11 protein-coding genes and 1 tRNA gene are annotated in these 12,293 nt (G+C 65.8%); 4 read left to right on the top strand and 8 right to left on the bottom strand.

The features are described 5' to 3' along the window. Positions 1-11 precede the first annotated feature (11 nt). A complete protein-coding gene (gene trxA, locus BLJ79_RS01450) occupies positions 12-383 on the bottom strand; it encodes a thioredoxin (RefSeq protein ID WP_071213229.1) in 372 nt (123 codons plus the stop codon). 347 nt (positions 384-730) lie between these two features. On the opposite strand from trxA, the gene BLJ79_RS01445 reads away from it, so the two are divergent. Next, positions 731-1,144, top strand: a complete 414-nt coding sequence (locus tag BLJ79_RS01445) for a hypothetical protein (RefSeq protein ID WP_139194665.1) — start codon at positions 731-733, stop codon at positions 1,142-1,144. A gap of 172 nt (positions 1,145-1,316) precedes the next feature. Here the strand turns inward: BLJ79_RS01445 and BLJ79_RS01440 are convergent. Then, a tRNA-Tyr gene (locus tag BLJ79_RS01440) sits at positions 1,317-1,398 on the bottom strand. Positions 1,399-1,556: 158 nt separating this feature from the next. Here BLJ79_RS01440 and BLJ79_RS01435 point away from each other — a divergent pair. Then, the gene (locus tag BLJ79_RS01435; RefSeq protein WP_071212880.1) at positions 1,557-2,045 is read left to right on the top strand and encodes a YajQ family cyclic di-GMP-binding protein; all 489 of its coding nucleotides are present in this window, start codon (positions 1,557-1,559) and stop codon (positions 2,043-2,045) included. Between the two features lie 124 nt (positions 2,046-2,169). Here the strand turns inward: BLJ79_RS01435 and efeB are convergent, their stop codons facing one another. The 5 genes from efeB to BLJ79_RS01410 all read right to left on the bottom strand — a co-directional run bounded on the left by efeB (position 2,170) and on the right by BLJ79_RS01410 (position 8,140). Continuing rightward, a complete protein-coding gene (gene efeB / locus BLJ79_RS01430; RefSeq protein ID WP_071212879.1) occupies positions 2,170-3,492 on the bottom strand; it encodes an iron uptake transporter deferrochelatase/peroxidase subunit in 1,323 nt (440 codons plus the stop codon). 5 nt (positions 3,493-3,497) lie between these two features. Then, on the bottom strand, positions 3,498-4,658 hold the full coding sequence (gene efeO / locus BLJ79_RS01425; RefSeq protein WP_071212878.1) for an iron uptake system protein EfeO: 1,161 nt from the start codon (positions 4,656-4,658) through the stop codon (positions 3,498-3,500). 31 nt (positions 4,659-4,689) lie between these two features. Further along, a complete protein-coding gene (gene efeU, locus BLJ79_RS01420) occupies positions 4,690-5,535 on the bottom strand; it encodes an iron uptake transporter permease EfeU (protein WP_071212877.1) in 846 nt (281 codons plus the stop codon). A 345-nt stretch (positions 5,536-5,880) separates the two neighbouring features. Further along, positions 5,881-6,753: a zinc metalloprotease HtpX gene (htpX, locus tag BLJ79_RS01415; protein ID WP_071212876.1), complete on the bottom strand. Its 873-nt coding sequence runs from the start codon at positions 6,751-6,753 to the stop codon at positions 5,881-5,883. A 106-nt stretch (positions 6,754-6,859) separates the two neighbouring features. Next, entirely contained in the window at positions 6,860-8,140 is a 1,281-nt protein-coding gene (locus tag BLJ79_RS01410) for an MFS transporter (RefSeq protein WP_071212875.1), read from the bottom strand. A gap of 71 nt (positions 8,141-8,211) precedes the next feature. On the opposite strand from BLJ79_RS01410, the gene BLJ79_RS01405 reads away from it, so the two are divergent. Together BLJ79_RS01405 and BLJ79_RS01400 are read left to right on the top strand one after the other, a co-directional pair. Beyond that, positions 8,212-8,640, top strand: a complete 429-nt coding sequence (locus BLJ79_RS01405) for a Fur family transcriptional regulator (RefSeq protein WP_071212874.1) — start codon at positions 8,212-8,214, stop codon at positions 8,638-8,640. Positions 8,641-8,680: 40 nt separating this feature from the next. Next, positions 8,681-10,192, top strand: a complete 1,512-nt coding sequence (locus tag BLJ79_RS01400) for a catalase (protein ID WP_502686087.1) — start codon at positions 8,681-8,683, stop codon at positions 10,190-10,192. 592 nt (positions 10,193-10,784) lie between these two features. On the opposite strand, the gene BLJ79_RS01395 is transcribed toward BLJ79_RS01400, so the two are convergent. Then, a complete protein-coding gene (locus tag BLJ79_RS01395; RefSeq protein WP_071212872.1) occupies positions 10,785-12,182 on the bottom strand; it encodes an FAD-dependent oxidoreductase in 1,398 nt (465 codons plus the stop codon). Positions 12,183-12,293 lie beyond the last annotated feature (111 nt).

Genomic DNA, 12,293 nt, shown 5'->3' with positions numbered 1-12,293 from the left:
CGGTGCGGAAGCTACTTGGCTTCGGCTTCCTGCTGGGCGATCTGTGCGTGGACCTGCTGCATGTCGATGCCCTTGACGGCGACCACGAGGTCGTCCAGCTGCGAGGCATTCATGGCGCCGGGCTGCGAGAAGACCAGCACCTTGTCGCGGAACGCCATCAGGGTGGGAATGGAGGTGATGTTCGCGGCGCGCGCCAAGCCCTGTTCGGCTTCGGTGTCCACCTTGGCGAACTTCACGTCGGTGTATTTTTCGGAGATTGCGTCGTAAACCGGGGCAAATTGGCGGCAAGGTCCGCACCACGCTGCCCAGAAGTCTACGAAGACAATGTCATTTTCTTCCAGCGTCGTCGTGAACTCAGACTCGGTGATATTGATAGTAGCCATGTACCAACGGTACCGCGTGATGCCGTTGGCGCCGCAGTCGGCATCCGATTTTCGGCCGGCTTGGTTCCTGTTCACGGCGTCAGGGGCCCGATGTCAAAACTTATCCACAGATTTGCCGCTTCGGCCCCGCGGGCTTTCGCACGACCTTATGCTCGAAGGAATCGTCGTAACCACCCAAGGAGGCAGCCATCGACCGCACCACCATGGAACCCCCGGCTTCGCGGCCGAATCGGGTTTGACATGCAGCCCAGCTCCCCTGCCGGGAGCACCGGTTCAACGGATCACAGGAAGGATGCATCCGGAGTGCGACCACCCGAACGGGGACGCGACCGGACGCCAACAAGAACATGACACGCTGCACATTGTTGCTGGTCACAACGGGAGGGTCCGGACGCAAGGCGCTCTCAGAGGGAATGCTGCTGGCCGAGCGCTACGTCGATGCACTACCCATGGATTTGGCCATCGTGGAATCAACCCCGTTCGCTGTCGCTCCCGCGTTGCGGATCCAGGAACGGGTGTCTTTTCCCGTTCCGCTCGAAGACAGCACGGCCGCGGCCACATCCGTTGGCCCGTTGCAGGCCATCTGGAACGGGAATCGGTGGCTCACTCCCGGATCGTGCCCTCCCAAGCCGCTGGAAGACAACGGGGCCACCGAATGGCAGTGGGCGCACTATCACGCGGTGTTGTCGGCCCCACGCGATTCCATCATGTTGCTCTGGGACCTCTACGTGGTCCCGATGGGCCAGAAGTTGGCCGCCTGATATCTTGGGCGGCGGGTATCGCCCGCCTGAGGGATGTTGAGTGGGCCCACATTCCTGGACGAGGCCCGTCGCCCGACTTCCAATACGGGCTCCCACCTGTGGCAACGGGGCCGGGCACGAAAAAGCCCGTGTTCAAATCTTGTGGATTTGAACACGGGCTTTGTTCATTCGGTGGCAGATACTGGATTCGAACCAGTGAAGGCGTTGCCAGCTGATTTACAGTCAGCCCCCTTTGGCCGCTCGGGTAATCTGCCGAATTGTTCCCTTCGGAACGAGTAGAAACTCTACCCGAATTTTTCCCAAGAGTACAAATCGAGGGTTCGGCGGCGCGTCAGCGCACGGTTCCTCCGGGCTTTTGGGACGCCCCGGTACTCTTGTAGGCAAAGCACAATCACTACCCAAGGAGGCTCACATGGCGAGCGATTCAACTTTTGATGTTGTCAGCAAGGTCGACAGCCAGGAAGTGTCCAATGCACTGAACCAGGCGCAGAAGGAAATCGTCCAGCGTTACGATTTCAAGGGCATCGGCGCGGAGATCGACTTCAGCGGCGAGAAGATCCTGATGAAGGCGAACTCCGAGGAGCGGGTCAAGGCCGTTCTCGACGTTTTCCAGTCGAAATTGGTCAAGCGCAACATCTCGCTCAAGTCCCTTGAGGCGGGCGAGCCTTTCGCCTCGGGCAAGGAATACCGCATCGAGGCCGAGATCGTCGAGGGCATTGCCCAGGACGTGGCGAAAAAGATCAACAAGCTGATTCGCGACGAGGCACCCAAGGGCGTGAAGTCCACCATCCAGGGTGACGAACTGCGCGTGTCCTCCAAGTCCCGCGACGACCTGCAGACCACCATGGCGTTGCTGCGCGGCTTCGAGGAAGCAGACCTGCAGTTCGTGAACTTCCGCTAAGCGGACCTTCCGATCCCCGCGGCCCTGCCGCACGCAAGGGGAGGACGGGTGGAACCACCGTGGTGGTTCCACCCGTCCTCCCCTTTTGGCGTTCCCAACGGGTGCCGGGCCGGGCCCCGGGCCATCAGGCGAACAGGGACTGCCCCAGGAACTGGCCTTGGGAGATTCCCGGAGGGACCGCGAAGAGCCCGGAACCGGTGTGCTTCAGGTACTCCACGAGAGCATCGTTCTTGGCCATGGCGTTTTGCATCGGGACATAGTGCGTGCGCGGGTCAATGACGAAGGCGATGAAGAAAAGCCCGGCGTCCAGCCGGCCCAGGCCGTCGGATCCGTCGGTGTAGTTGAACCCGCGGCGCAGCATCTGCACCCCGCCGTTGGCCGAGGGATGGGCAAGGGCCACATGTGAATCCACCGGCATGATCGGTCCGCCGCGACCGGGCATGGCGAAATCCGGTTCGGAGAACTCCGTGCCGCCGGACAGCGGCGCCCCCTCGCTCTTGGTCCGTCCGAAGATGGTTTCCTGTTCGCCCAGGGACGTCCGGTCCCAGGTTTCGATGTGCATGCGGATGCGCCGGGCCACCAGGTAGGTTCCCCCGTTCATCCACGCTTCATTCCCGGTGTTGCCGCCGACCCAAACGTGGGTGTCCAGCGCCTTTTGCTCCTCGGCCTTCAGGTTTGCCGTGCCGTCCTTGAACCCGAAGAGGTTCCGCGGGGTCATCTGGCTGGTGGAGGTCGAGGAGGTGCGTCCGAACCCGATCTGGGACCATCTCACCCGGGCCCGGCCAAATGCGATGCGGGCCAGGTTGCGGATGGCGTGGACAGCGACCTGCGGGTCGTCGGCGCAGGCCTGGAGCACGAGGTCTCCCCCGCTGCGTGCTTCCTCCAGGGCGTCGCCGGGGAAATGCGGCAGGTCGATCAGCGCGTCGGGGATGCGCCCCTGCAGCCCGAAGCGCGGGCCGCGGGCATCCTCGAAGAGGGTCCTCCCGAAGCCGACGGTGACGCTCAGGTGGCTGGCCGAGAGCCCGATGGCCTCGCCGGTGTCTTCCGGCGGGGCATCGTAGCTGCCGCCGGTCGCGCCGAACTCCCCGACGTCCGTGCCCTGCATCAGGTGCTCGATGGCGGCCGTCCAGTCCTTCAGCAGGGCCACGAGCTCGTCCCGGCTGTCGACCGTGACGTCGAAGGCGGCGATGTGCATGCGGTCCTGCATGGGCGTGGCGATGCCGGCCTGGTGCTGTCCGTGGAACGCAACGACGTCGTCGACCTGTGCGCCTCCGGAGGCTTCGGCACCCAGGGCAGCATGTCCCAGCGCCCCCGCGGCCAGTCCGAGACCGCCGGCCCCGGCGGCAACGAGCAGCGAACGGCGGCTGGGTGCAGCCTTGGGCGCGGCCGCGTCCGTAGGGGTCCCCTGCCCAGGGACCTTGGCGCCGGTATTCTTCTTGCCGAGCATGCTTCCTACTTCACCACGGCGGCGGTCAACTTGGACAGCGGCTCGGCCAGTGCGTCAACCGCGGCGCTCAGTTCCTGTACCTGGGCTTGGTCCAATTCGTCGTAGAACACGAAGCCCTGGCCCTTCTTGTGCCCGTCGAGCAGCTTCTGCAGGGCGTCGAAGTTCTTTTGCAAGGTGGCGTCGAGTTCGGCGTCGGAGTCGGTCAGCAGCGGCTTGAGGTCCTCGTAGGCGATGCGGGCTCCGTCGACGTTGGCCTGGAAGTCCCACAGGTCGGTGTGCGACCAGATTTCTTCCTCGCCGGTGACCTTCCCGGTGGCGACCTCGTCGAGCAGTTCCTTGGCGCCGTTGGCGAGCTTGTCCGGGGTGTAGGTCAGCTCGCGTGTGCGTGCGTAGAGTTCCTCGGTGTCGGCGACCATCTTGGTGGCCAGGGCGGATCGTTCGGCGTCGCTCATGGCCTTGTATCCGCCGGCCGGCGGCCAGAGGTCCTTTTCCGCGCGGTGCCAGCCGGTCCATTCCTGTCCCTTTTCCAGGTCGGCTTCGCGGGCGTCGAGGATCGGGTCCAGGTCGCCGAACGACTCGGCGACCGGCTCGATGCGCTCCCAGTGCATGCGCACGGACGGGTAGAGGTCCTTGGCGGTGGCGGTGTCCCCGTCTGCGAAGGCCCGGGCAAAGTCCTTGGTGCCGGTGACCAGCTGCTCGGTCTGGTCCTTGACGTAGGCGGCATACAGCGTGACGGCCTGTTTCTGCTTTTCGGCCCGGTCGGTGCTGACGACCTGGCCCGCCGGTGCCGCACCCAGGGCAAGCTCGGCCCGGATGCCGTCTCCGACCATGCCCGGCTTGCAGGCGGTGATGTAGCTTCCTTCGGGAGCCACCACGACCAGGTCGCGGCTCAGGCCCGGGCCGATGTTTTCGACTTCTCCGATGATCCGCAGCCCGTCCTCGGCCAAAAGGTAGAACTCGGTGACCTGAGGCCCCTCGTTCTTGACGGTGAACTTGACCGTTCCGCCCGGGGCGCTGGTGGTGGACAGCGTGCAGGCGTCGGCGGTGCTGGTGACCGCAATGGCACCGTCGCCCTCTGCCGCGGGGGTGTTGGTGGTGCAGCCGGTGATGGACAGGGCTGCCACGGACAGTGCCGCCGTGATCTGGAGCGGGCGAGCGAGTTTCATGAAGGTCCTCGTGGTTGGGTGCGAGAGGGTGTCAGGCGGAGGCCGGCTGCGGGGCTGCTGCCCGCTTGGCTCCATTGTGGGTGTGGATCTTGCGGAAATAAAGGATCGTCACCGGCACGACGTAGGCGACCCAGGCAATGGCCTCGATCCAGGTGGTGGCGGGCGAGAAATTGAGGATGCCCTTGAGCAGGGTGCCAAGGAAGCCCGAGGGGGCGATGAGGTGCGAGACATCGAAGGCGAGGTGGTGCAGGCCCGGGAGGATGCCGGCCTCCTGCAGGTCGTGGACCCCGTAGGCCAGGACGCCGCCGGCGACGACGATCAGCGCGGCCCCGGTCCAGGTGAAGAACTTCGAGAGGTTGATGCGCAGCACGCCGCGGTGCAGCAGCGCGCCGAGCCCGACGGCGACCAGGATTCCCAGGGTGGCGCCCAGCAGCGGCTGCCAGGTTTCCCCGGTGGCCCGCGTCGCGGCCCAGAGGAACAGCGCGGTTTCCAGGCCCTCGCGCCCCACGGCCAGGGCAGCGACCAGCACCAGCGCCCAGCCCGAGCCTTCGGCGGCGCCATCGACCTTGCCGCGCAGGTCGCTGGCCAGCGTCTTGGACGCGCTTGCCATCCAGAAGACCATCCAGGTCACGAATCCRACGGCGAGGATCGACAGTCCCCCGCCGATGGCTTCCTGGGCCTCGAAGGTCAGCCCCCGAGGCCCGAAGGTCAGCAGCGCCCCGAATCCCAGGGAGACGGCGATGGCGACCGCGACGCCGGTGAAGATCCGCGGGATGAGTGCGGTGCGTCCGCTTTTGCGCAGGTAGGCCAGCAGGAGGACGACGATGAGTACCGCTTCGAGGCCTTCGCGCAGGCCGATGAGGAAGTTTCCGGTCATATCTGGGGTGCCTTCGTGGTTCACCGCCGGTCGCAAAAGGGCCTGCGGCTGCAGGCCCTTGGCTGGACTTAGGCGTGACTGGGTTCAATAGGCCATATGCCCATCGCCTAATGAGATTACGCCCGGCTTAGTTCCCCCCGCAAACCAAAATCCGCCCCGCTACGCACGCCGCGCACCGCGCCACGGCCGCCGGCGGGCAACAAAATGGACTTTCACGTGGGCGGATCAGCTCGAGACCGCGGAGATGCAGATTGCCGAAGATTGCGTGAAAAGTCGCGGCACGCCAAAGGCGGCTCCCCAAAGGGAACCGCCCTGTCGCTTGCTGGTTCGGTTGCGCCCGTCGGGTCAGTAGCCCAGGGACCGGCCCGCCATCTTCTCCAGCCGGGCAACACGGTCGTCCATCGGCGGGTGGGTGGCGAAGAGCTTCTTGGCACCGCCCAGGAAGGGGTTGGCGATCATCAGGTGCGAGGTGTTCACCAGGCGCTGGTCGTCGGCGGGCAGCGGTGCGCGCTGCACCCCGCTCTCGAGCTTGCGCAGGGCCGAGGCCAAGGCCAGCGGGTCGTTGGTCAATTTGGCCCCGTCCTCGTCCGCGTCGTATTCGCGGGTGCGGCTGATGGCCATCTGGATGACGGTGGAAGCCAGCGGCGCCAGCAGCGACATGGCGATCAGGGCGATGGGGTTGGCATTGCGCCGGTCCCCGCCGCCGAAGAAGAGCATCATCTGCGCCACGGAGGTGATGACGCCGGCCACGGCTGCGGCTACCGAGGAGGTGAGGATGTCGCGGTTGTACACGTGCATGAGTTCGTGGCCCAGCACCCCGCGCAGCTCGCGCTCGTTGAGCAGCTGCAGGATTCCCTCGGTGCAGCAGACCGCGGCGTTTTCCGGGTTGCGCCCGGTGGCGAAGGCATTGGGCGCGCTGGTCGGTGAGACGTAGAGGCGCGGCATCGGCTGCTGGGCTGCCACCGAGAGCTCGTGCACGATCCGGTACATGGCCGGCTGTTCCGCCGCGGTGACCGGGTAGGCCTGCATCGAGCGGATGGCCAGCTTGTCGGAATTCCAGTACCCGTAGGCGGTGGTGGCCACGCCGATGAGTGCGAAGATCCAGATGAAGCTGCTGCTTCCGGTTCCCGACGCCAGCAAGGCACCAATGGCCAGCAGCAGCGCGAACAGGCCGCCGAGCAACCCCGCCGTCTTCAGGCCGTTGTTGTGATTGTGCACTGCGGTTCACTCCTCGTTAGACGTTCCGGACGTGCCGGATCGATGCTTGCATCCAGTTTACGCAAACCTGCTGTGTGCCGGCTTTGTTCCCGCTGGTGCCCTTCTTTCAGGACCGTGGGTGCCGGGCGTCGTATCGCAGGAACCCCGGCTCCCAGCGCATCAAGGCGGCCGCAACCACGATGCACGCGACGCCGCCGGCCAGCAGCGTGGCGCCCTCGCCGAGGCCGGTGGCCACGGTCCCGGAGAGCATCTCCCCCAACCGCGGCCCGCCGGCGACCACCACGATGAACACGCCCTGCAGGCGTCCGCGCAGGTGGTCGGGTGTTGCGGTCTGCAAGATGGTGGTGCGGAAGACCGAGGAAATTGCGTCCGCGACCCCGGCCAGCGCCATGGCCGCGGCGGCGGGCCAGAGCCACACGCCGGCCGAACCGTCGGCCGGGACCGGGGTGCGTGCGGCCAGGATGACCACGACCCCGAACAGTCCGATGCTGGCACCCCACACGCTGACGCAGACGAACACCGCCACGCCCTGGCGGTGGATGCGGCCCACCGGCCCGGAGAACATTCCGGCCAGGAAGGCGCCCATGGCGGTTGCCGCGAGCAACAACCCCATGGTCAGCTCGCCCCCGCCGATCAGCACCGCGCCGATGGCCGGCAGCAGCGCGCGCGGCGCGGCCAGCACCATGGCCGCCATGTCGATCAGGAACGTCATGCGCACGTTGGGCTGGGAACCCAGGAACCTGAATCCCTCGATGACCGAGCGCAGCCCCGCCTTGGCCGGCATGCCGGAGGGCGGCAGCGACGGCAGCTTGTAGACGGACCAGACGGCTGCGGCGTAGGTGAGCACGTCGATGGAATAGGTCCAGCCGAAACCGACCTGGGCGACCAGCAGGCCGCCGAGCAGCGGGCCGACCATCTGGGCGATGCCAAAGGTGACCATGTTCAGCGAGTTCGCCGCCGGCAGCAGCTTCAGGCCCACGATGGCCGGGATGATGGCCCCGCGGGTGGGCTGGTTGATTCCGCCGGCCGCCGAGTGGATGGCCACCAGCCCGTAGAGCACCCAGACGTTGTCCACGCCCAGCCAGGCCTGGGCCGCGATGGCCGCGGTGGCCGCCCACAGCACCAGCGCGGAGCCCAGGGCGACCTTGCGCCGGTCGTGGGCATCGGCGATCGAGCCCCCGTACAGGCCGGTGAGCACCAGCGGCACCAGTGCGAAGGCTCCGAGCAGCCCGACGTGCAGGCTGGAACCGGTGAGTGCGTAGACCTCGAGGCTGACCGCCACCAGGGTGAGTTGGCCGCCGACCGCCGCGAGGGCATTGCCGATCCACAGCCGCCTGAAGGCGGGGCTTTCGCGCAAGGGGGTGAGGTCAGCCAGGAGTCGTGCCACGAATCGAGTCTAGCCACAGGCGCCACGCCGCAACGACCGCTATCTTGACATATTCAAAATAAGGAGGTGGAATGGATCACATGGACTATTCGGCGCAGATGCGGGACCTCGGCCTGCGGGTTACCCGCGGCCGCCTTGCCGTGCTCGAGGTCCTGGACGAACACCCGCACTCCTCGGCGGAGAAGGTTGTTGCCGCGGTCCACCACGCGTTGCCCGATGTTTCCATCCAGTCCGTTTACAACGTGCTTAATGATCTGACGGAGCAGGGCATGCTGCGCCGCTTCAGTCCCCCGCATTCGCCGGCCCTCTACGAGACCCGCGTGAACGACAACCACCACCATGCCATATGCACCAGCTGCGGCCGGATCGAGGACGTGGAATGCGCGGTGGGCCACGCCCCCTGCCTGACCCCCTCGGACAGCCACGGCATGGTCATCCAGATTGCCGATGTCCTTTACCAGGGCATCTGTGAAGACTGCAGGAAGACCGGCGCCGCCTAGCTGCGCTCCGGGACACCGGCAGAAGAGTTACCAACCCACAATGAAGGAGAATCTCTTGAGCGAGAACTTCACCACCACCCAGTCCGGTGCCCCGGTCGCCAGCGACGCACACTCGCTGACCGCCGGTCCCGACGGCATCACCGCGCTTCACGACCGCTACCTGGTCGAAAAGCTCGCCTCGTTCAACCGCGAGCGTGTCCCGGAGCGCAACCCGCACGCCAAGGGCGGCGGAGCCTTCGGTGAATTGGTTATCACCGAAGACGTTTCGAAGTACACCCGTGCAGCGGTCTTCCAGCCGGGCGCCAAGTCCGAGACGCTGCTGCGCTTCTCCTCCGTGGCCGGCGAGCAGGGCTCCCCCGACACCTGGCGCGACGTGCGTGGTTTCGCACTTCGCTTCTACACCACCGAGGGCAACTACGACATCGTCGGAAACAACACCCCGGTGTTCTTCATCCGCGACGGCATCAAGTTCCCGGACTTCATCCACTCGCAGAAGCGCCTGGGCGCCTCCGGCCTGCGCGATGCAGACATGCAGTGGGACTTCTGGACGCACTCCCCCGAGTCCGCACACCAGGTGACCTACCTGATGGGCGACCGCGGCCTGCCGACCTCCTGGCGCGAGATGAACGGCTACGGCTCGCACACCTACCAGTGGATCAACGCCGAGGGCGAGCGCTTCTGGGTGCAGTACCACTTCCACTCCCGCCAGGGCGTGCACAACATGTCCAACGAGGAAGCCGAGAAGCTTGCCGGCTCGGACGCCGACTACTACCGCCGCGACCTGTTCGACAACATCGCCGCCGGAAACTTCCCGACCTGGGATGTCTCGGTGCAGATCATGCCGTACGAAGAGGGCAAGACCTACCGCTTCAACCCGTTCGACATCACCAAGACCTGGTCGCACAAGGATTACCCGTTGATCCCGGTCGGCCACTTCACGCTGAACCGCAACCCGCAGAACTTCTTCGCCGAGATCGAGCAGGCAGCGTTCTCGCCGTCCAACCTGGTTCCGGGCATCGACATCAGCCCCGACAAGATGCTGATGGCCCGCGTGTTCTCCTACCCGGATGCCCAGCGCAACCGCATCGGCACCAACTACAACCAGTTGCCGGTCAACCAGCCGCATGCTTCCAAGGTCACCACCTACATGCACGAAGGCAGCATGCAGTACCACTTCAACGCCCCGGAGGCCCGCGTCTACACCCCGAACTCCTTCGGCGGACCGGAAGCCGACGCAGCTCGCGCCGGTGAAGGCAGCTGGGAAAACGACGGCGAGCTGGTGCGCTCCGCCGCGACCCTGCGTTCCGAGGACGACGACTTCGGCCAGGCCGGAACCCTGTACCGCGAGGTCTACGACGCAGCCGCCAAGGAACGCTTCCACGCAACCCTGCTGGGCCAGTGCGGCGGCATCACCATCGAGTCCATCCGCGAAGGCTTCTTCCAGTACTGGACCAACGTCGATGCAAACCTCGGCCAGATCCTGCGTGACGGCTATGCAGCCGGCGTCGCAGGCTCCACCGACGGTGCAGCTGAAATGGCCGGCAAGGCCTAACCCGCCCCTGGCATCCACCAAGTAATACCGGTTCGGCCCGGCCTCCCCACGGTGGGGAGGCCGGGCCGAACCGCTTCCAGGTGCCGCGCGGACCTGGAGGGCTTTTGGCCCGGACGGCATCCGAGTCGCTCGGACCCCGGCAGCGGACCCTCACGCCGGCAGCACCTTGAACGCCGGGTCCACGAACGTCGCGAAGCCCAACAACCCGCGAGGTTCCCCAGGTGTTGGCCCGGTCCCGGCAATTGCGCATCGACCACGAGGAGCGAACCACGTCCATGATGGCTGCGGACACGGGCAAGGCCTTCAAGGATTCGGTACCGGAGGCAGAGGCCACGTATCGCGGAAACCGCAGGCCCCGCTCGTTGAAACGGATCCGACCTCTTACCGCCGTTTCAATGCGCCGGGCTTGGAGCTCGAGCGGGCGCCGGAAGCCCACGGCGTCCCCGCACAGGGCCTGCACCTGGACGTCGAGCCGGTGCCAATGGACATCCGGACGCTTCAACGGCTCCCGGGAACCCCGTGGAATTAAGCAAAAAACAAGGGCCCATGTTCTCCGCTACTTCGGAAAACACAGGCCCTTGCGCTATACAGTCTAACCGCGGGAAATCTTGACCATTTCCTCGCGCTCCACAACCTTCACGCGGGCACGGTCAACCGGACCGTTTGAGGTCTGTGCCGGGGAGGCCGCTGCACCCAGGGAAATCTCGTGTGCGTCCAGCTTTTTCCAGCCGTCCCAGGTCGTGTACTCAACGCCGCGGGATTCCAGCAGCTTGATGATCTCGTCCTCGCCCGGGTGGCTTGCCACCGGAAGCGAAAGGCGGTCCTCGAGCAGGTTTCCAATGGTCTCGAGGGCATCGCCCTTGGTGTGGCCGATCAGGCCGACCGGGCCGCGCTTGATCCAACCCGTGGCGTAGAGACCCGGAACGTGGGCGCCCTCGGCATCAAGCACACGCCCACCCTCGTTGGGGATGACACCGCGTCGTTCGTCGAATTCGAGCTCCGCCAGTTCCGAGCCGAGGTAGCCGATGGCGCGGTAGACGGCCTGGACCGGGTAGTCGATGAACTCGCCGGTGCCGCGCACGTTGCCGGTGCCGTCGAGTTCCTGGCGCTCGAACTTGATGCCCGCAACCTTGCCATCCTCGCCCATGACCTCGACGGGGTTGTGCAGGAAGTGCAGGTGCAGGCGGCGCGAGGCGCCGGTGTCCTGCTCCTCGACGATCCAGTTGGTCAGCGTGTTGACCATCGTCTTGACCTGGTTGTTGGACTTGATCAGGGCGTCGGAGGCCTCGTCGAACTCGAAGTCCTCGGGGTAGAGCACGATGTCCACATCGCGGCTGTGGGACAGCTCGCGCAGTTCCAGCGGGGTGAACTTCACCTGGGCCGGGCCGCGGCGGCCGAAGATGTGCACGTCGGTGACGGGCGAGGCCTTCAGGCCCTCGAAGACGTTGTCGGGGATTTCGGTGACGAGGAGGTCCTCGGCGTGCTTGGAGAGCACGCGGGCCACGTCCAGGGCCACGTTGCCGTTGCCCAGCACCGCGATCTGCTTGGCCTCAAGCGGCCAGGTGCGCGGCACATCGGGCTGTCCGTCGTACCAGGAGACGAAGTCGGCCGCGCCGAAGGATCCCTCAAGGTCGATGCCCGGGATGTCCATGCGGGCGTCCTTGATGGCGCCGGTGGCGAAAATGACCGCGTCGTACATGTCGCGGATGTCGCGCAGCGTCAGGTCCCGGCCGTAGGTCACGTTGCCCAGGAATCGGATGTCGCCGCGGTCCAGCACCTTGTGCAGGGCATTGACGATGCCCTTGATGCGCGGGTGGTCCGGGGCGACGCCGTAGCGGATCAATCCGTAGGGGGCCGGGTAGGCGTCGAGCAGGTCGATGCTGACCTCGAACTCGCGCTCCGCCTTGGTGAGGATGTCGGCAGCATAGACTCCCGCCGGACCTGCCCCGATTATGGCGACACGGAGCGGGCGTACTGCTGAATCGGACACGAGGGGGGTTCCTTCCGGAGAATGATCACTGGACCGCGCAAATAGCGCACACCCAACTAGTCTAATTGGCACCGGTCGCCGAACGTGAACCATTGTGGGGATGCTCACGCC

Origin of the sequence: Arthrobacter sp. UCD-GKA (assembly GCF_001863355.1) — a bacterium.
In the GTDB taxonomy this organism is placed as follows: domain Bacteria; phylum Actinomycetota; class Actinomycetes; order Actinomycetales; family Micrococcaceae; genus Paeniglutamicibacter.
This window is presented reverse-complemented; position numbering and strand designations above follow the sequence as displayed.